The 20,227-nt window shown below is 47.8% G+C and carries 18 protein-coding genes and 1 tRNA gene; all 19 read left to right on the forward strand.

Annotated features, from left to right (window positions below):
- Nucleotides 1-6 precede the first annotated feature (6 nt).
- On the forward strand, nt 7-1,350 hold the full coding sequence (gene glmM, locus MHM93_RS02440) for a phosphoglucosamine mutase (protein WP_053910335.1): 1,344 nt from the start codon (nt 7-9) through the stop codon (nt 1,348-1,350).
- An 80-nt stretch (nt 1,351-1,430) separates the two neighbouring features.
- Entirely contained in the window at nt 1,431-2,174 is a 744-nt protein-coding gene (gene tpiA / locus MHM93_RS02445) for a triose-phosphate isomerase (protein ID WP_053910336.1), read from the forward strand.
- 6 nt (nt 2,175-2,180) lie between these two features.
- Nucleotides 2,181-2,534: a preprotein translocase subunit SecG gene (secG, locus tag MHM93_RS02450; RefSeq protein WP_053910337.1), complete on the forward strand. Its 354-nt coding sequence runs from the start codon at nt 2,181-2,183 to the stop codon at nt 2,532-2,534.
- Between the two features lie 8 nt (nt 2,535-2,542).
- Nucleotides 2,543-2,628, forward strand: a tRNA-Leu gene (locus MHM93_RS02455).
- A 442-nt stretch (nt 2,629-3,070) separates the two neighbouring features.
- Nucleotides 3,071-3,526, forward strand: a complete 456-nt coding sequence (gene rimP / locus MHM93_RS02460) for a ribosome maturation factor RimP (RefSeq protein WP_022945699.1) — start codon at nt 3,071-3,073, stop codon at nt 3,524-3,526.
- A 39-nt stretch (nt 3,527-3,565) separates the two neighbouring features.
- The gene (nusA, locus tag MHM93_RS02465) at nt 3,566-5,065 is read left to right on the forward strand and encodes a transcription termination factor NusA (protein WP_022945698.1); all 1,500 of its coding nucleotides are present in this window, start codon (nt 3,566-3,568) and stop codon (nt 5,063-5,065) included.
- Between the two features lie 25 nt (nt 5,066-5,090).
- A complete protein-coding gene (gene infB, locus MHM93_RS02470; protein WP_239447866.1) occupies nt 5,091-7,760 on the forward strand; it encodes a translation initiation factor IF-2 in 2,670 nt (889 codons plus the stop codon).
- A gap of 78 nt (nt 7,761-7,838) precedes the next feature.
- Nucleotides 7,839-8,228, forward strand: coding sequence for a 30S ribosome-binding factor RbfA (rbfA, locus tag MHM93_RS02475; protein ID WP_022945696.1), 390 nt, complete (start codon nt 7,839-7,841; stop codon nt 8,226-8,228).
- Between the two features lie 5 nt (nt 8,229-8,233).
- On the forward strand, nt 8,234-9,169 hold the full coding sequence (truB, locus tag MHM93_RS02480; RefSeq protein WP_239447868.1) for a tRNA pseudouridine(55) synthase TruB: 936 nt from the start codon (nt 8,234-8,236) through the stop codon (nt 9,167-9,169).
- Between the two features lie 128 nt (nt 9,170-9,297).
- Nucleotides 9,298-9,567: a 30S ribosomal protein S15 gene (gene rpsO, locus MHM93_RS02485; protein WP_026111212.1), complete on the forward strand. Its 270-nt coding sequence runs from the start codon at nt 9,298-9,300 to the stop codon at nt 9,565-9,567.
- Between the two features lie 264 nt (nt 9,568-9,831).
- Nucleotides 9,832-11,961 carry a polyribonucleotide nucleotidyltransferase gene (gene pnp, locus MHM93_RS02490; RefSeq protein WP_053910340.1) on the forward strand — a complete coding sequence of 710 codons (2,130 nt, stop codon included), beginning with the start codon at nt 9,832-9,834 and terminating at the stop codon, nt 11,959-11,961.
- Between the two features lie 88 nt (nt 11,962-12,049).
- On the forward strand, nt 12,050-12,928 hold the full coding sequence (gene nlpI / locus MHM93_RS02495) for a lipoprotein NlpI (RefSeq protein ID WP_022945693.1): 879 nt from the start codon (nt 12,050-12,052) through the stop codon (nt 12,926-12,928).
- Nucleotides 12,918-14,132 carry a hypothetical protein gene (locus MHM93_RS02500; RefSeq protein WP_239447869.1) on the forward strand — a complete coding sequence of 405 codons (1,215 nt, stop codon included), beginning with the start codon at nt 12,918-12,920 and terminating at the stop codon, nt 14,130-14,132. The genes nlpI and MHM93_RS02500 overlap by 11 nt, the downstream gene beginning before the upstream one ends.
- A gap of 234 nt (nt 14,133-14,366) precedes the next feature.
- Nucleotides 14,367-17,159, forward strand: coding sequence for a monovalent cation/H+ antiporter subunit A (locus MHM93_RS02505; RefSeq protein ID WP_239447871.1), 2,793 nt, complete (start codon nt 14,367-14,369; stop codon nt 17,157-17,159).
- Complete coding sequence (locus MHM93_RS02510; RefSeq protein ID WP_022945690.1) at nt 17,159-17,497, forward strand: Na+/H+ antiporter subunit C; 339 nt, start codon at nt 17,159-17,161, stop codon at nt 17,495-17,497. The genes MHM93_RS02505 and MHM93_RS02510 overlap by 1 nt, the downstream gene beginning before the upstream one ends.
- Nucleotides 17,498-19,024, forward strand: a complete 1,527-nt coding sequence (locus tag MHM93_RS02515) for a monovalent cation/H+ antiporter subunit D (protein WP_022945689.1) — start codon at nt 17,498-17,500, stop codon at nt 19,022-19,024. It begins immediately after the preceding gene.
- On the forward strand, nt 19,025-19,561 hold the full coding sequence (locus tag MHM93_RS02520) for a Na+/H+ antiporter subunit E (RefSeq protein ID WP_022945688.1): 537 nt from the start codon (nt 19,025-19,027) through the stop codon (nt 19,559-19,561).
- Entirely contained in the window at nt 19,555-19,824 is a 270-nt protein-coding gene (locus MHM93_RS02525; protein ID WP_022945687.1) for a K+/H+ antiporter subunit F, read from the forward strand. The genes MHM93_RS02520 and MHM93_RS02525 overlap by 7 nt, the downstream gene beginning before the upstream one ends.
- 8 nt (nt 19,825-19,832) lie before the next feature.
- Complete coding sequence (locus MHM93_RS02530; protein WP_022945686.1) at nt 19,833-20,162, forward strand: Na+/H+ antiporter subunit G; 330 nt, start codon at nt 19,833-19,835, stop codon at nt 20,160-20,162.
- Nucleotides 20,163-20,227 lie beyond the last annotated feature (65 nt).

Raw genomic sequence — 20,227 nt, forward strand, 5'->3', positions numbered from 1 at the left:
GAAAACATGAGTACAACACGTAAATATTTTGGCACCGATGGCGTGCGAGGTCAGGTTGGTGAATACCCGATAACGCCAGAATTTGCTCTTAAACTAGGCTGGGCGGCTGGTAAAGTTCTCTCTAAAACGGGAACGAGGAAAGTTATTATCGGCAAAGACACCCGCATTTCCGGTTACTTACTTGAGACCTCTTTAGAGGCCGGGCTTATCGCAGCGGGCATTGATGTCGTCTTACTTGGTCCAATGCCAACACCAGCGGTTGCTTATTTAACGCAAACCTTTAGAGCGGAAGCGGGCATTGTCATCAGTGCTTCACACAACCCTTATCACGATAACGGTATTAAGTTTTTCTCCAGCGATGGCCTTAAACTAGCCGACGATATTGAACTTGAAATAGAAGCCATGCTCGACAGTGATATGACCTGTGTGCCTTCTGAAAAGCTCGGTAAAGCGCGACGTCTGGTAAGTGCAGATGGCCGCTATATTGAATTTTGTAAAGGCCAGTTCCCGCAAGGGCATTCTTTAGAAGGGCTTAAAATAGTCCTCGATTGTGCCAATGGCGCAACCTATCACATTGCGCCTGCTGTTATGCAAGAGCTGGGTGCAGAGGTGATCCCTTATGCTTGTCAGCCGAATGGCTTGAATATAAATGCTGAGTGTGGCGCCACCGATGTATCCGCACTGAAACGCAAAGTGCTTGAAGAGCAGGCCGATGTAGGGATTGCTTATGACGGTGACGGCGATCGGGTGATGATGGTCGACCACAAAGGACAAGTGTTTGATGGCGATGATATCGTTTACATCATTGCCAGCGCACTGCACCATCAAGGAGAGCTTGGTGGTGGCGTGGTAGGTACGGTGATGTCCAACATGGGTCTTGAAAATGCCCTTAAAGAGAAAGGAATAGACTTTGCTCGCTCGAAAGTGGGTGACCGTTATGTGATGGAACTATTAAAGCAAAAAGGGTGGAAAATCGGCGGTGAAAGTTCAGGCCACGTGCTGAACTTAGATTTAATCAGCACCGGTGACGGTATTATTTCCAGCTTGCAAGTACTTGCGGCTATGGTCACGACGAACAAAACATTGCGCGATTTAGGGCAAGGGTTTGTTAAATACCCGATGAATATGATTAACGTGCGCTATGCACCGGGTAGTGACCCAACACAAGCAGCCACTGTGCAACAGGTTGTCGCTGAGGTTGAACAGGAGCTCGCTGGTAAAGGGCGGGTACTGCTACGTAAATCGGGTACTGAGCCGGTGGTTCGTGTGATGGTTGAAGCTGAGCACGAAAAACAAGTACTGGATTTAAGTAGTAAAATAGCGCAAGTTGTTGAAAGTGTGAGCAGTTAAACAAGTTTGCATAAATAACTACTTGTAAGTTGAAATGACTCGGGGTACTATCTCGTCCGCTTTCAGACATGGAGTAAAACATGGCATCACGTAAGCCTTTAGTGGCTGGTAATTGGAAGTTAAATGGTTCTCAAACATTGCTCAATGAAATGGCTAATGTTTTAGAAGATATTAATAGCCAAGAAGTCGATGTGGCACTGTTTGTTCCCGCCTTATTAGCAGCAGAAGCTGTGAAATTAGGCTTGCAAACGGGCGTACAGACTGTGTCTGAATATGAAGCGGGCGCTTACACCGGGGAGACCCAAGCGGCGCTGGCTAAACAGCTAGGTGTCACTTACACCTTAGTTGGGCACTCTGAGCGTCGCCATGTTTTTGGTGAGTCTGACGAGGACGTAGCAAATAAGTTTGCTATGGCGCAACAGCAGGGCCTTATCCCTGTGCTGTGTGTCGGAGAGACCGAGCAGCAACGTGAACAGGGTGAAACAGAATCAGTGATTAGTGCTCAAATTGACGCGGTAATCCAAAAATTAGGTGTGGCTGCATTATCACAATCTGTGATAGCATACGAGCCGGTTTGGGCTATAGGCACAGGTAAAACTGCATCGCCGCAGCAAGCTCAAGACATACACCAGTTTATTCGTGATAAAATTGCCCAGCAAGATCAGGGCCTATCACAAGGCTTACGCATATTGTATGGCGGTAGCGTAAACGAAAAGAATAGTGAAGAATTATTTGCACAACAAGATATAGACGGCGGCCTTATCGGCGGTGCAAGTCTAAAAACAGGCGCTTTTGTCAGCATCTGTGAAAGTGCAAAAGGATAATATTAAATGTACGAAATTCTATTAGTAATTTATTTGATTGTTGCAATTGCACTGGTTGGTTTCGTGCTAATTCAACAAGGTAAAGGCGCTGATATGGGGTCTTCATTTGGTGCAGGTGCATCGGCAACCGTTTTCGGTTCGTCAGGTGCTGGTAACTTTATGACTAAGACAACCACAGTATTAGCAACTATCTTCTTTGTGCTAAGCATCGTGCTGGGTAACTTAACTGCGGGTCAAATTAAAAAGACCGACGAGTGGGAAAACCTAGAATCAGCACCTGCTGCACAGACGGTGACTGAAGAAGCATCTGATGTACCAGTAGAAGAGCCTAAGAGCACGAATCCAGACGTGCCAAACTAAAAAATTAAGCCGTGGTGGTGGAATTGGTAGACACGCCATCTTGAGGGGGTGGTGAGCTATGCTCGTGCGGGTTCAAGTCCCGCCCACGGCACCAAATTAAAAAAGCCAAGCATTTGCTTGGCTTTTTTATTGTAAAGGCCTTGTTAATACTGGCCTTTAGTCATGCTAGGTGGTTGCTAAATATAAACCTTACCTCTATAATAGTCGCCACGAATGAGGTGATGCAGCCGTATCTCTCATGCAGCAGATTTTCAAACAAGGTTCTCTTTACGTTGGCTTTGTTTTATTTGATGTTCGCGCATTCTTAGTAATGCGCGTTTTGCGTTTAGCCAAGGCAACTTTGCTAAACGTCGCAGCGGTTTTTATCGTGCAGATATAGCCCGCAGCCAAGCTTGGCCCTAGGCCGCTCAGAAGATCAGGAGATCTTCGTACTACGAATATCTCCGGTGTGACGCCCCGCTTGGTTCGGGGCGTTGTTGTATCTGTACTTGAAAAATGGGGCTTAAGCCCTTTTTTTGTTTCTATGGAGGAGTTTCGTGACAAAGCTCGAGCAAACATTAACTGACATGTTAACACCGGCAGTTGAAGCCTTAGACTTCGAGCTACTGGGGCTTGAATTTATTCAAGCGGGTCGCCATTCCACATTACGTGTGTATATCGACCATCCAGATGGCATTACTGTGGATAATTGTGCAGATGTAAGTCGACAGGTGAGCGCGATTCTCGATGTAGAAGACCCCATTACCAACGAATACGACTTGGAAGTGTCATCGCCAGGCGTTGATCGTCCACTGTTCAAACCAGAACATTACCAACAAGCAGTGGGTGAAGAAGTACGCTTGCGTACCAAGCTTCCACAAGATGGTCGCCGTAATTTTAAGGGCGACTTAGTAGCAGTTAATGGTGATATGGTCACTATCAACGTTGATAATCAAGAGTTTATGTTGATGATCAGCAACGTTGAGCGTGCCAATATCATCGCCAAATTTTAATTTCAGTGCGAAAGGAATAGGGCAAGCGAGGCAATACCTATGGCAAAAGAAATCCTATTGGTGGCGGAAGCCGTTTCCAATGAAAAAGCGGTCCCCAAAGAGAAAATTTTTGAAGCATTAGAGTTCGCACTAGCGACCGCAACAAAGAAAAAACATGACGGTGATATCGATGTGCGTGTATCTATCGACCGCAAAACCGGTGAATACGATACGTTCCGTCGTTGGCAGGTGGCTGAGGCGCTAGAAGATGGCAGCCTAGAACACCCATACCGCGAGATTACCCTAGAAGCGGCGCAGGTAGAAGAGCCTGAAATCCAGCTTGGTGATTTTGTTGAAGAACAGATTGAATCTATTAAGTTTGACCGTATTACCACGCAAATGGCGAAGCAAGTTATCGTCCAAAAAGTGCGTGAAGCAGAACGCGCCTTAGTGGTTGAAGCGTATAAAGATCAAGAAGGTGAGTTAGTCACTGGCGTGGTGAAAAAAGCCAGCCGCGACGCCATCGTGCTTGATTTAGGCAACAATGCCGAAGCCGTTATTTATCGTGAAGATATGTTACCGCGCGAAAACTTCCGCCCGGGTGACCGTGTTCGTGGTTTACTCTATGCAGTGCGCCCCGAAGCGCGCGGCGCGCAATTGTTCGTCACTCGCTCTAAACCTGAGATGCTGATGGAACTATTCCGCATTGAGGTGCCAGAGATTGGCGAAGAAATGATTGAGCTACGCTCAGCAGCGCGTGACCCAGGTTCACGTGCCAAAATTGCAGTAAAATCGAATGATAAGCGCATTGACCCTGTGGGTGCATGTGTCGGTATGCGAGGTGCGCGTGTGCAAGCTGTCTCTACAGAGCTTGGCGGCGAGCGCGTGGACATCGTGTTATACGATGATAACCCCGCACAATTCGTTATTAATGCGATGGCACCTGCTGAGGTCGCATCCATTGTTATGGACGAAGATTCGCGCTCAATGGATATTGCTGTTGAGGCCGATAATCTCGCACAGGCCATTGGTCGTAACGGACAAAACGTACGTTTAGCGAGCCAACTTACTGGTTGGGAACTGAACGTGATGACGGTTGAAGATATGGAATCTAAAAACCGTGAAGAATCAGACAAACTTATCAACCTATTCACTGAAGGGTTGGATATTGATGATGACTTCGCTGAATTATTAATCGGCGAGGGCTTTTCAACGCTTGAAGAAGTGGCCTATGTACCTACTAGCGAGTTCCTAGAAATTGATGGTCTTGATGAAGAGACTGTTGAAGAGCTACGTAACCGCGCTAAAGATGCATTAACAACGAAAGCGTTGAAAGACGAAGAATCGCTAGAAGGTGCTGAGCCAGCGGAAGACTTATTGAATCTTGAAGGACTTGATCGCCACCTTGCCTTTGTCATGGCAAGTAAAGGGGTGATTACTTTAGAAGATCTAGCTGAGCAAGGCATTGATGAACTAGTTGAAATTACCGAGCTTTCCGAGCAGGAAGCGGGCGACCTGATTATGGCCGCGCGTAACGTTTGCTGGTTCGGTGACGAGTAATTTATTAACGGAGGTAACAAAGAATATGGCAGAAGTAAGTGTAGCAAAACTGGCCGAGGACATTGGTACAACTGTTGATAAATTGCTCCAGCAATTAGACAGTGCCGGTATTAAAAAAGGCGCTGACGACCATGTCTCTGAGTCAGAAAAAGCACAACTACTCGATCACTTGTCGAAGCAACATGGCGGTGCGGGTTCAACTGGCCCCGAGCGCATGACCCTGCAGCGTAAGAAGAAAAGTACGCTCAGCGTGACAGGTTCAACGGGTAAGGCGAAAGCCGTACAAGTAGAAGTGCGCAAAAAGCGCACCTACGTGAAAAAGAGCGCGCTAGAGGAGCAGCAGGAGCAAGCTCGTTTAGAAGCAGAGGAGCAAGCGCGTAAAGAGGCCGAGGCAAAGGCCAAAGAAGAAGCAGAGCGTAAGGCCAAAGAAGAAGCCGAACGCAAAGCAAAAGAAGAGGCTGAACGCAAAGCGAAACAAGAAGCTGAGCGTAAGGCTAAAGAAGAAGCGAAGCGTAAAGCTGAAGCACAGCGCAAAGACAGTCATGATTCTGCAAAGGACGAGGAGCAAACTCAGAAAGAACGTGAAGAAGCTGAGCGCTTACAGAAAGAAGCAGAAGAGGCAGCATTGAAGAAAGCCGAAGAAGAAGCGAAACGTCAAGCCGAAGAAGCCCGCCGTCTAGCGGAAGAAAACGAAGCGCGTTGGAAGAAAGAAGAAGAGGAACGTAAGCGCCGCGAGGAAACTGCGGACCATCACCTCACAACCTCGACCTATGCCCGTGAAGCAGAGGACGAATCAGACGCGCGCGAAGAGAAAAGTGCACGTCGTAAAAAGAAAAAGCCAAAGGGTAAAACCGAGGCTCCAGCTAAGCTTAAAGGCAAGAAAGGTAAGCTGAAAGCGCCCACGTCTTTACAGCATGGCTTTAAAAAGCCGGTAGCGGATAAAAAAGCGGAAGTACGCATTGGTGAAACCATCACCGTTGCTGAGTTAGCATCACGTATGGCGGTGAAAGGCGCTGAAGTGGTGAAAACCATGATGAAGATGGGTGACATGGTAACCATTAACCAAGTTATCGATCAGGAAACAGCTCAACTGGTGGCAGAAGAAATGGGTCACAAAGTAGTGATCACCAAAGAGAACGAGCTTGAAGAGCGCGTATTGAGCGATCGCTCTGAAGGCGGTCAGGCTGAATCGCGTGCACCGGTTGTAACAGTAATGGGTCACGTTGACCATGGTAAAACCTCGACGCTTGACTACATCCGTAAAGCCAAAGTGGCATCGGGTGAGGCTGGCGGTATTACCCAGCACATTGGTGCTTACCACGTTGACACCGACAACGGCATGATCACCTTCTTAGATACACCAGGGCACGCGGCCTTTACTTCAATGCGTGCACGGGGTGCAAAAGCAACGGATATCGTTATCCTTGTTGTTGCTGCCGACGATGGTGTAATGCCGCAAACCAAAGAAGCAGTACAGCACGCTAAAGCAGCAGAAGTACCGTTGATTGTTGCGGTGAACAAAATCGATAAAGAAGGCGCGGACCCAGATCGCGTTAAGAATGAGCTTGCCGCGTTAGATGTTATCCCAGAAGAGTGGGGCGGCGAAACGCAGTTCGTTCATATCTCAGCGAAAACGGGTGAAGGTGTTGATGAGCTTCTTGAAGCTGTCTTGATGCAGTCAGAAATCCTTGAGCTGACCGCTATTCCTGAAGGTATGGCCTCGGGTGTGGTGATTGAATCACGTCTAGATAAAGGTCGTGGTCCAGTGGCAACCGTTCTTGTTCAAGAAGGTATGCTTAAGCAAGGCGATATCGTTCTTTGTGGTCTTGAATATGGCCGTGTTCGTGCAATGCGCGATGAGAATGGTAAAGAAATCAAAGAAGCGGGCCCGTCAATTCCAGTCGAGATTTTAGGTCTCTCTGGTGTGCCTGCAGCCGGTGACGAAGCCACTGTGGTACGCGATGAGCGTAAAGCGCGTGAAGTAGCGCTTTATCGTCAAGGCAAATTCCGCGAAGTGAAGCTTGCTCGTCAGCAAAAAGCGAAACTGGAAAACATGTTTAGCAATATGTCTGAAGGTGACGTGAGCGAAGTGAATATTGTCCTTAAGGCCGACGTTCAAGGTTCTATCGAAGCTATTGCCGATTCACTGACTAAGCTTTCTACTGAAGAAGTTAAAGTGAAAATCGTGGGTAGCGGTGTTGGTGGTATCACCGAGACTGATGCATCACTTGCCGCCGCATCAAATGCGATTGTCGTTGGCTTTAACGTTCGTGCTGACGCTTCTGCACGTAAAGTGATTGAAAGCGAAAGCATTGACCTGCGTTACTACAGCGTTATCTATGACCTGATTGAAGAAGTGAAGCAAGCCATGACCGGTATGCTACAGCCTGAATTCAAGCAGGAAATCATTGGTCTTGCCGAAGTACGTGATGTATTTAAGGCACCGAAGATTGGCTCTGTCGCTGGGTGTATGGTAACCGAAGGTGTGGTTAAACGTTCTAACCCAATTCGCGTTCTTCGTGATAACGTCGTTATCTATGAAGGTGAGCTTGAGTCGCTACGTCGATTCAGAGATGACGTTCAAGAAGTCCGTAACGGTATGGAATGTGGTATCGGCGTTAAGAACTATAATGACGTTAAGGTCGGTGACCAAATTGAGGTATTCGAAGTCGTTGAAGTACAACGCTCGCTGTAAACCTCACAGTTAGTCATAAAAAGTATGGGGGCCTTGTGCCCCCATTTGTGCATTGTGTAATCAATAGAAGTGGTGGAAATGAGAGAATTTTCTCGCACAGAGCGTGTAGCGCAGCAAATCCAAAAAGAAATCGCGGTGATCATCCAGCGCGAAGTGAAAGACCCGCGTTTAGGTATGGTGACCGTGTCTGCGGTGGAAGTATCCCGTGATTTGTCCTACGCCAAAATTTTTGTCACCGTCTTTAACCAAGATGACGACACTAAAGCGAAACAAAGCATGCGTATTTTGAACGATGCCAGCGGCTACATTCGTTCTTTGTTAGGCAAGCGTATTCGTGCCCGCATTATCCCTGAATTGCGTTTCGTGATTGATAATTCGCTGCTCGAGGGGATGCGTATTTCTAACTTGGTCGACACCGTAATGCGTGAAGATCAGGATAAGCGCAACAACAGCGACGAAGAAGAGTAAGCGCTATGGCCAGACGGACAAAAGGCCGCCCGGTCGATGGCGTACTATTGGTTAATAAGCCGCAAGGGATCTCCAGTAACCGTGCGTTACAACAAGCAAAAGGTATTTTCTTTGCGCAAAAAGCAGGCCACACCGGCGCGTTAGACCCTCTTGCTACGGGGATGTTACCGGTGTGCTTCGGTGAAGCGACCAAGTTTTCACAGTTTTTACTCGACACCGACAAAACCTATGTGGTTCGGGCTAAACTAGGCGAGCGCACGACCACCTCCGACGCCGATGGTGAAATTGTGCAAACCCGAGAAGTGGATGTCTGTGAAGCGGATTTACGAGAACAGGTTGCCAGCTTTATTGGGGAGTCGGATCAGTATCCGTCGATGTACTCGGCACTGAAATACCAAGGCCAACCACTGTATAAATATGCCCGTGAAGGCATTGAAGTACCGCGTAAATGCCGCCGTATTCATGTCTACAGTTTGACTTTAGATGAGTTCGATAGTGAGCGCAACGAGATACAAATGACCGCGCACGTATCCAAAGGCACCTATATACGTACGATTGTTGATGACTTAGGTGAGCTACTGGGATGTGGTGCCCATGTGATTATGCTTCACCGCTCTAAGGTAGGTCATTATCCGGCAGAAAAAATGGTGACGTTAGAGACGTTGCAGCAGCTACTCGACGAGGCCAAAGCCAAAGACATCGCCCCAGCAGAGGTACTCGACCCCTTGCTGTTGCCCATGGATACTGTGGTGCAAGATTTACCAAGCATCGAGCTTGACGAACAACAAGCCACTGCTTTTGCCCACGGGCAAACTGTGGTTGTCGGCGAGCAGGTTGCGCCGGTATGTGCGGTGCGCTGTAAAACACGCTTTCTAGGCGTTGGTGAGCGTAACCAACACGGCCACTTAAAGGCCAAACGTGCTGTGGCAATTACCAGCTAGGGAAGCGGCGCACCCTATAAAGCGCTTGTAGTTCTCGCGTAAATTGTTAAAATAGCGCGCTCATTTGGTGGGGCTGGATTAGTGATCGGCTCTTACCGTATTAAAACACTCATTTTTTGGAGTAATTTATGTCACTAAGCAACCAAGAAAAAGCAGATATCATCGCAAAATTCGCACGCGCTGAAGGCGACACAGGTTCACCTGAAGTACAAGTAGCTTTGCTAACTCACGATATCAACAAGCTTCAAGGCCACTTTGCTAACCACAAGCAAGACAACCACTCACGTCGTGGTCTGCTTCGCAAAGTAAGCCAACGCCGTAACTTGCTTAACTACCTAAAAGGTAAAAGCATCGAGCGTTACACTGCACTAATTCAAGAACTTGGCCTACGTCGCTAATTCTTTGAAATCAGTTTACAAAAAGGGGCTATCTAGCCCCTTTTTTTGTGTGCTTTTGGCGAGTATACTAGGCCCTGTCTAAGTCGGTAGGGCAATGTATGGCCGTCGGCTAAGATGGCACCATATTGCCAATTGTAGTAAATAAAGGCATTCCAGCGTGAGTGTGGTTATTTACTGTAATTGGTAAGGTGCTTGAGAAAACCAAACTTTAGTCTGCTTAGTACGATTAAGTAGGGCTAAATGCAACTTAAAGGAAATAATTAAGTGCAACCAATTATTAAAGAATTTCAATACGGTGAACACACTGTAACGCTAGAAACGGGTGCGATTGCACGTCAAGCAGACGGTGCCGTACTTGCTAGCATTGGCGATACCTCGGTACTTGTGACTGTGGTTGGTAAGCGTGAAGCAAACCCAGGTCAAGACTTCTTTCCTCTGACTGTTAACTACATTGAAAAAATGTACGCAGCGGGTCGTATCCCTGGTGGTTTCTTGAAGCGTGAAGGTCGTCCATCAGACGGCGAGACACTGATCGCGCGCTTGATTGACCGTCCAATCCGCCCACTGTTCCCTGATGGCTTTGTGAACGAAGTGCAAGTTATCGCAACCGTTGTTTCAGTAGACCCTGAAATTCAACCAGATATCGTAGCGCTGATTGGTACTTCAGCGGCGCTTGCGCTTTCGGGTATTCCATTCAATGGTCCAATCGGTGCGTCTCGTGTAGGCTTTATCGACGGTCAATATGTCCTTAACCCAACACTTACTGAGCTAAACGAAAGTAAGCTAGACCTTGTTGTTGCTGGTACTGACAACGCGGTACTGATGGTTGAGTCGGAAGCTGAAACATTGCCAGAAGACGTGATGTTAGGCGCCGTGGTTTACGGTCATGAGCAGTCACAAGCCATTATTACTGCAATTAACGAATTTGCTAGCGAAGCGGGCAAGCCTGTATGGGATTGGACTGCACCAGCGAAAGACGAGTCGCTAGCGGAAAAAGTGGCTGCCATCGCGGAGGCGAAAATCGGTGAAGCGTATCACATCACTGACAAAGTAGCGCGTAAAGATGCGCTAAGCGCAGCGAAAGCGGAAGTAATCGAGAAGCTTAGCGCTGAGCTGGGTGAAGACGAAAGCTTAGATGAGCAAGAAGTATCGGGTGTATTCGGTTCACTTGAGAAGAAAATCGTACGTGGGCGCATCATTGCCGGTGAAAAACGTATTGATGGCCGTACTCCTGAGATGATCCGTGCCCTAGATGTTAAAACCGGTGTGCTTGCACGTACGCACGGCAGCGCTATTTTCACCCGTGGTGAAACTCAGGCACTTGTTACTGCAACTCTGGGTACAGAACGTGACGCACAGATGATTGATGCCATTACGGGTACCTCAACTAACCGCTTCATGTTGCACTACAACTTCCCTCCATTCTGTGTTGGCGAAACAGGCTTTGTAGGCTCACCTAAGCGTCGTGAAATTGGTCATGGTAACCTTGCGAAGCGTGGTATTGCGGCTGTTCTTCCTACGCTTGAAGAATTCCCTTACTCAATCCGTGTGGTATCAGAGATCACTGAATCGAACGGTTCATCTTCAATGGCCTCGGTATGTGGTACTTCGCTGGCGCTAATGAATGCCGGTGTACCAACTAAGGCGTCTGTAGCGGGTATTGCTATGGGTCTTGTTAAAGAAGGCGACAACTTTGTTGTTCTTTCTGACATCTTAGGTGACGAAGACCACCTAGGCGACATGGACTTTAAAGTAGCCGGTACTTCTGAAGGTATCACTGCATTGCAAATGGATATCAAGATTGAAGGTATCACTAAAGAAATCATGCAAATTGCGCTTAACCAAGCACAAGCTGCCCGTTTGCATATTCTTGGAGTGATGGATGAAGCCATTTCTTCACCAGCGGCTGAGCTTTCAGATTACGCACCACGCATTTACACGGTGAACATTCCACCGAAGAAAATTGCTGACGTAATTGGTAAAGGCGGTGCAACAATCCGTGCGTTAACTGAAGAAACTGGCACTACTATCGAAATCGATGATGACGGTACGGTTAAGATCGCAGCCACCGATGGTGAAAGCGCACGCGCTGCAATCGCTCGCGTAGAGCAGTTAACTGCAGAGCTTGAAGTAGGCACTATCTACGAAGGCAAAGTAGTTCGTATCGTAGACTTCGGTGCGTTTGTTAATGTATTGCCAGGCAAAGATGGTTTGGTACACATTTCACAAATCAGCGAAGAGCGTGTGAATAACGTGACTGATCACCTTAGCGTTGGTCAAGAAGTTAAAGTTAAGGTACTAGAAGTAGACCGCCAAGGCCGCGTTCGCTTGAGTATCAAAGAAGCGCAAGAAAAACCAGCTGCAAACGCAGAAGAGTCAAAAAGCGCTGAATAAGCATTAATCTGATGTAAAAGGGGGCTGTTTAGCCCCCTTTTTTGTGGTTTAATGAAAATCTATAGCCGTTGAATATAGGTGCAGGACGTTGAGAAAACCCATTTCGCTCATTATTGCAGGCGCACTAGCCGCTGTGTTGGCTGGTTGCCAATCCACTTCCCAAGAGCCTCAGTATTTAGTTGCAGTGCCATTTACAGCGCCTCTGCCCAGTGATTTTCGCAGCGAAATTGCCATTGCTCGTTATACCGAGCTCATTGAGCAAGCTGAACTTCCTAATGAGCAACAAGCGCAGCTTTATTATGACCGAGGCGTACTGTTTGATAGCTTAGGGCTTAGTACCTTGGCGCGCATTGACTTTAACCGCGCGGTAAAACTTAAGCCTGATTTAGCCGAGGTCTATAACTTTTTAGGCATTCATCACACCCTAATGCAGCAATACGGCAAAGCTTACGAAATGTTCGACTCGGTGTTGGAGCTTAACGCTGAGCATGAATATGCATACTTAAACCGAGGCATCGCTCTCTATTATGGAGAGCGCCCTAAACTGGCCAGTGACGACTTACAAGCCTTTTTAGATTTTGCACCAGACGATCCCTACCGTGTGCTGTGGCTTTATTTAGCGCAAAGTGCGAACGACGCTCAACAAGCAAAAGCCAATTTAGCTAAGATGGCGCAAGCGTTAGACCCACAGAATTGGGCCTATCAGTTGGTCGCCTATTACAATGGCGATATTGATGAAAAGGCTCTGTTAAACACCTTGAGCGAGGGCGTTGAATCGCACCAGGAGTATGCTGAGCGATTGTGTGAGGCGTATTTCTATATCGCCAAGCGTCACCAAGCTGAAGGCAATACAGCCTTGGCCAGTGACTACTTTAAATTGGCGTTATCGACTAATGTTTACGAGTTTGTTGAATATAAGTACGCCCGTTTGGAGCTGAGCTTAATGGCAGGCGAGGGTGCGCACTAGTGTAATTATACTGCTGGCACTACTACTTTGTGCCAGCAGCAGTTTCTCCCCTCATTTAGCTTCCCATCTAGCGGCAAACTCTGCCAGTTACCTTGGTTATTGGCATCGCTATCAGTCACATAGTATCGACTATCAATCACTTAATCAGGCACAGCTGCGAGTGTTGGCAGGGCAGAGTGTGGCGCCAGCGCAACTGGCCCTAGCCGTCAAGCTACTCAATGACCACCGTATAGAGGATGCCACGCCGTATTGGCAGGCGGCGTTATCACGTCAAAACGACACCCAAGCTGTGCAGTGGCAGCAACTTACCAAGCAGCTACTTCTTAATGAGCAATGGCACTCGCTCACGACCATCTCACAACATCGTGCGCTCAGTGATGAGGTTGCTCAGCCTCTACTGATGCACCAAGGTGTGCCGCCAAGTCGAATTACCACTGACTATGCGCAGCATCATGATTTTGAAGTGCGCTTAGGATCAATTGAGGCACGCCAATGTGATTACAATATTTTATTATTGGCAGATCACGCGCAAGGCATCGAGAGGTTAAAACAATTGCGTGAACGATACCTTGTAAAAGCAGAGCCACAACCGGGACTGATGTGTTTATCTAAGCCTGTTTATATGGGTAGTCAGCTTGCTTGCACGTCGAGTAGGGTGGGCTATGCGCGCTGCAATTGGCAGCCTTTGGCAGAGCAGCCATCACGACTGCCCCCGGGGTTTGATTTCATTGTTATGATGACCAAGCAGGGGCGCGCCAATGTCCAAGCAGGAGTCATGCAATTAAGCACAGAGGCACCTTATCATGTGTTTTTACACGAACTCATGCACTTTGCCGGGTTCACGGACGAATATCCGGGGCCTAAAGCACAACAACACGCATGCACAGACAAAGGGCAAATCTATGCTAACCTTTATGTCGATGATACAAGGCCTTCTGGTTGGTATAAAAGCGATTTTTGCAACAATGGACGTGGCTATAAACCCACTAAGCAAATCAGCATTATGCAACACTCAGAGGTTGGCTTATCGCCTTTGTATCGTCGCCTTTGGGTGAAACAATTGCGCCAACACAGCGATGAATTACTGCGCTATCAAGATTACTTTCATCGCCTAAGTGCGCTACCAATCTGGCTACAACGCCACCCACTTGCCACACATGGAGCAGGTGAAGGCCGTACAACTATTAACCAAGCTAACAACTAGATTTGTAAGCAAGGTTAGTGAGGTGTTAATCTCAGCCCAAGTTTTAGGCGAATAGCCGCATCTAGGCTAGACAAAGAGTGAGCACAACAGTATAACTGACTAATTATTAATGTTTAATTGGCGCTATACTAACCCTAGTTGAGGAACTTAGCACACGGAAGCAAACCCGATGCTGGAGTTGATTATAAGAAGGTTGTTTGAAGGTTCAGCAACCATAATAAAGGTTCACAAACTATGACTTTGCTGTGGATACCCCTGTTATCCCTTATAGGCAGTTTACTTGCGAGTTTTACTGGTAAATTATCGCGCAATCAAAGTGCGATTATCACCGCAATAATGCCCATTTTAGGCTTAGCCCTAGTACTGAGTTTAGCCCCCGATGTGTTGGCGGGTGAGACCCTCTATTCCAGCCTACCCTGGATACCTGAATTAGGCGTGAACTTGTCTTTCCGTCTGGACGGGTTAGCCCTGCTATTTTGCTTGCTGATCCTATGTATCGGTTTGCTGGTTATTCTTTATGCTCGCTACTACCTTAGTGAGAATGACTCCATGCCTAAGCTTTATGCCTACTTAATGCTGTTTATGACAGCCATGCTAGGTATCGTCACGGCGAATAATATTATTCAAATGTGGTTCTTCTGGGAGCTCACCAGTATTAGCTCATTTTTATTGATCAGCTACTGGTCCCATAAACCTGAAGCACGTAAAGGCGCACGTATGGCATTGGCTATTACCGGCGCTGGCGGTCTGGCCCTGTTGGCGGGCTTAGTGCTCATTGGCCAGTTAGTGGGCAGCTACGAGCTTGACGTTATTCTACAAAGTGCCGAGGTGATCAAGTCATCGTCTTGGTATCCGGTTATTTTGGTGTTGGTGTTGCTTGGGGCGTTTACCAAATCTGCGCAGTTTCCCTTTCACTTTTGGTTGCCGCACGCGATGGCGGCACCTACGCCAGTCAGCGCTTACTTACATTCGGCAACGATGGTTAAAGCCGGAATTTTCCTGTTAGCCCGCTTTTATCCCGCACTGGCAGGCACCGAGCTATGGTTCATTATTGTTGGCGTAACCGGCCTGACAACCTTGTTAGTCGGTGCTTACATTGCTTTATTCAAGCACGACTTAAAGGGCTTGTTGGCATACTCGACCATCAGTCATCTGGGTCTTATTACCTTGCTCCTGGGCCTAGATACGCAGCTGGCGACAGTTGCGGCGATTTTCCACATTATTAATCACGCTATTTTTAAAGCGTCACTGTTTATGGCCACCGGGATTATCGATCATGAAACCGGCACCCGAGATATGCGTAAACTAAACGGTATGTGGCGCTATATGCCCTATACCGCGACCTTAGCGATGGTGGCGGCGGCGTCCATGGCCGGTGTGCCGCTTCTGAACGGCTTCTTATCAAAAGAGATGTTCTTTGCTGAGACCTTACACCAGCAAATGCTGGGGTCTATGTCATGGTTAATTCCAGTGTTGGCGACGGTAGCCGGGGCGTTGTCAGTGGCTTATTCGGCGCGTTTTATTCACGATGTATTTTTCAATGGTGAGCCCAAAGACCTGCCTAAGGATCCCCATGAAGCGCCGCGTTATATGCGCGTGCCCATTGAAGTGTTGGTTGCGATGTGTGTGCTCGTCGGTTTGTTCCCAGCCTTTGTGGTTGACCCTATTTTATCGGTCGCTTCCAATGCAGTTTTAGCCGGTGATGCACCGGATTACAAACTGGCTATTTGGCACGGTTTTAACCTACCGCTATTTATGAGTGCGGTGGCAGTGGCCGGTGGTTTATTTATCTATTCTCAACGCAAATATTTATTCCAGTTCCAAGCCTCGCTACCCAGTGTTAATGCAAAAAGGGCATTCGACGCCGGTATCCAACAGGTGATGACTTGGTCACGTGAGCAAGTTCTGCGTATAGAGAACGGCTCTTTGCAGCGCTATGTCTTTATTTTATTGCTCTCAGCACTGGTTCTTGCCGGTCTGCCATTATTTGAAATGCATACGCTGGCTGGGTCTAAAGGCCTGAGCGATATCGATGCTCATAATGCCATTGGCGCAGCCTTACTCATGATTGGCGCGCTTGCCACCTTGGTATGGCACCGCTCGCGTATGGTGGCCCTCATCATGATTTCGGTGGTGGGGTTGATGACCTCAGTGGCCTTCAGTCGTTTTTCTGCGCCTGACTTGGCGCTCACTCAGCTTACTGTGGAAGTAGTCACGGTGATGCTATTGATGTTAGCGCTGTTTTTCTTACCGCAACGTACGCCAAAGGAATCAAGCTCAATTCGAATTCTGCGAGATTTAGGGATCAGTAGTGCCATTGGTATCGTTGTCGGCAGTATTTGTTATGCGGTGCTCACACGCCCCCACGAGAGCATCTCGCAATTCTTTGTTGCCAATGCCAAAACTGGTGGCGGCGGTACCAACGTTGTAAACGTTATTCTCGTAGACTTCCGTGGCTTTGATACTCTTGGTGAAATTACTGTACTGGGTATCGCAGCGCTGGGTATCTACAAGTTATTACTTAATCTGCCACTGTTTATGCCAGCATCAGACAGTGAAGGGCGCCCTTGGGCTCGCGAACGTCACCCGCTATTGCTGGCGAGTATCTCGCAAAGTTTGCTGCCGCTGGCCATTATGGTGTCCGTGTATATTTTCTTGCGTGGTCACAACTTACCGGGTGGTGGCTTCATCGCTGGCTTGGTCACTTCTATCGCCTTTATCTTGCAGTACATGGCCAATGGTTCGAACTGGATACGTGCGCGCATGGATATCAATTACCGCAAGGTGATAGCCTCAGGGTTAGCCATTGCCACACTGACAGGCATGGGAAGCTGGCTGTTTGGGCGTAACTTCTTAACCAGCTGGTTTGATTATTTTGATATTCCGTTGGTGGGCAAAACAGAGCTTGCCAGCGCAATGATTTTCGACCTAGGGGTCTATCTCACTGTGGTAGGTGCCACTTTGATGATTTTGGCAAGCCTAGGTAAATTGACAGCAGAAACACCGAAAGAAAAGGTCAACCTCTAATGGAACTCTTATATGCAAGCTGTGTAGGTCTATTAGTGGCCTGCGGAGTGTATCTTATTTTACGAGCGCGCACCTTCCCAGTGGTGCTCGGGCTTACCATGCTCTCTTACGCGGTGAACCTATTTTTGTTCTCCTCAGGGCGTTTACAAATCAATAAGGCGCCGGTGTTGGGTCAGTCTGCAGGGTATGCCGATCCGCTACCTCAGGCGTTAGTATTGACCGCCATCGTGATTGGTTTTGCGATGACCGCGTTTGTGGTGATCTTGGCTATTCGTGGTCGCGCGGATTTAGGTAATGACCACGTGGATGGTCAACCGCGCTCGAAAAAGGGGTCATAGTTGATGCAGCATTTGATCACTTTACCTATCCTACTGCCTTTACTTGCGGGGATCATTTTACTGCTCCCGCCTTGTGGTAAAAACCTCATTATTCGCCGCTGGACAGCGATGTTTATGGCATTGCTTACGTTAATAGCGAGCACGGTATTATTGCAGCAACTGCTGCAAGGCGGACCGATTGTGTATGCGATTGGTACTTGGCAGCCACCCTTTGGTATCGTTTTATACGCCGATCCGTTGGCGGTGCTACTGACTATCCTAACAAGTTTCCTAACCTTGGTTACCACCATTTACGCCAGTCGCGGTGATGACAAAAAAGGCAGCTTCTATCATCCCCTTACGCACTTCTTGCTTATGGGTGTGAATGGTGCCTTCTTAACCGGGGATTTATTTAACCTGTTCGTCTTTTTTGAAGTGCTACTGATTGCTTCCTATGCATTGCTAATGCATAAAACGGATAAACAGACCACCAAAGCCGCGCTTCACTATGTGGTGCTTAACTTAGTGGGCTCGAGTATCTTCCTCATTGCCTTGGGGATTCTTTATGGAGTACTCGGTACGCTGAATATGGCGGACTTAGCCACTAAAGTAGCTCAGCTACAGGGCGATGATATTTACTTGGCTAAAATAGGTGGTTTGTTGCTGCTTATTGTCTTTGCCCTGAAGGCAGCCTTATTGCCATTACATTTGTGGTTAGCGGCAACTTATAGCCGTGCAATGCCTGCGGTAGCAGCGCAATTTGCGGTTATGACCAAGGTCGGTATTTACGCCATGATGCGCGTGTTCACCATGATCTTCGGTGATAATGCTGGCGAGCTCAGCGGTATGGCCACCACTTGGTTATGGCCTCTAGCGCTGGTCACCTTAGTGGTTGGTGCTGTTGGCGTGTTAGCTTCGGAAGATTTACGTCGGCTAACGGCAAATTTAGTCATTGTTTCGGTGGGCACCTTAGTGGCCATGGTGGCTCTGAATAATGAGCAGGCCACGGCTGTGGCAATCTATTATTTACTGCACTCAACAGTGGGCTGTGCGGCAATGTTCTTAGTCGCGGACTTGATTGGCTTACAGCGCGGTAAAGTGCAAGATAGGCTGGTGAATAGCCGCAGTGTTGCCGAGCCTAAGCTTCTCGGTATCTGCTTTGTGCTGTGCGCCATTGCCTTGGCCGGTTTGCCACCACTTTCTGGCTTTATCGCTAAATTATGGTTACTGGATGCGGCTTGGGAAAGCAAAGTTGCCTGGGTGTTCTGGCCCATATACCTGATTGTCAGTTTGGCAACCCTTGTGGCTTTGTCGCGAGCTGGAACGAGCCTATTTTGGCATGACAACCCACAGCAAGATGAACAATTTGAAGATGCCGTATACGCTGGCAAACGCCGAAGCTTCGCGGTGCTATTGATGCTTGCAGTGCCAGTATTAATGACAGTATTCGCTGCACCACTGACCGAAGTGAGCCAGCATGCAGCAGCGACACTGCATAATACTCAAGTCGCGGTTGATACTGTTTTTGCGTTGGCTAAGGGGCAATAAATGCGTTTACAAGCAAAATATAAGTGGTTACCCACCCCGTTTCGCACCATACTATTGTTTGCGGTTTGGCTGTTGCTTAACAACAGCGTATCGCCGGGCCATTTAATTTTAGGGGCGGTACTGGCTATTGTTATTCCGCTGTCTATAGCGCCATTTCGCAAGCCTCAGCCGTTAATATTGCGCCCCGGCTTGGCATTTAAACAGCTGCTTATCGTGCTGTGGGACATTATCACTGCGAATGTTGAAGTAGCGATAAAAATACTGGGGCCAAGCAAACGTTTGCGTCCTGGGTTTATTAAAGTGCCGTTAGATTTGAAACATGATTTACCTATCACCATGCTTGCGAGCACTGTGTCGTTAACTCCCGGCACGGTCAGTGCTGAGGTGTATCCGATTCCAGAGTCTCTGCCACAAGGACAAGAGCCAGAACAACGCTTCTTGTTGATCCATGTGCTTGATATGGGAGACGAACAGGAGCTGATTAACTCCATTAAAAGCCGTTACGAAGCGCCGTTGAAGGAGATTTTTCAATGTTAGAACATGTTTTACTTATCGTGTTTGCGATGATTGGCGTGTCACTGGTGCTCAATTTGTGGCGCTTAATTGTCGGCCCTTCTATCCCTGATCGTATCTTGGCACTCGATACCATGTACATTAATACCATCGCGTTGATTATTTTGTATGGTATCGGTATGCAAACACAAATTTATTTTGAAGCTGCGCTGCTTATTGCCATGCTTGGTTTTGTCAGCACTGTCGCAGTATGTAAATATTTACTACGTGGCGATATCATTGAGTAGGAGAGGGTATGTTTGAGTGGATAATTGCCGCGTTCTTACTTGCAGGCGGCGCGTTTATTTTAATTGGTTCTATTGGTCTGGTAAAAATGCCGGATTTCTTTATGCGTTTACATGGCCCAACGAAGGCGACCACCTTAGGGATGGCATCGCTACTTATTGCCGCCAATGTTTACTTTAGTGTTACTAATGGTGAAGTGAACATCAAAGAGATTCTGATTTCTATATTCTTGCTGATCACCGCCCCCATCACAGGTTATATGCTTATCAAATCGGCCATTCACCACGATTTAAAAGCGCGAGAAGATACCAAAGGGTTGGATAAAATAGAAGACGACTAAGTAGCAATATGAGCAATGAAAACGGGGCGAAAAACGCCCCGTTGTTATATCTACCGCTTAAGTAT

The sequence above is a fragment of the Pseudoalteromonas sp. MM17-2 genome (assembly GCF_022347945.1).
In the GTDB taxonomy this organism is placed as follows: Bacteria; Pseudomonadota; Gammaproteobacteria; order Enterobacterales; family Alteromonadaceae; genus Pseudoalteromonas; species Pseudoalteromonas ruthenica.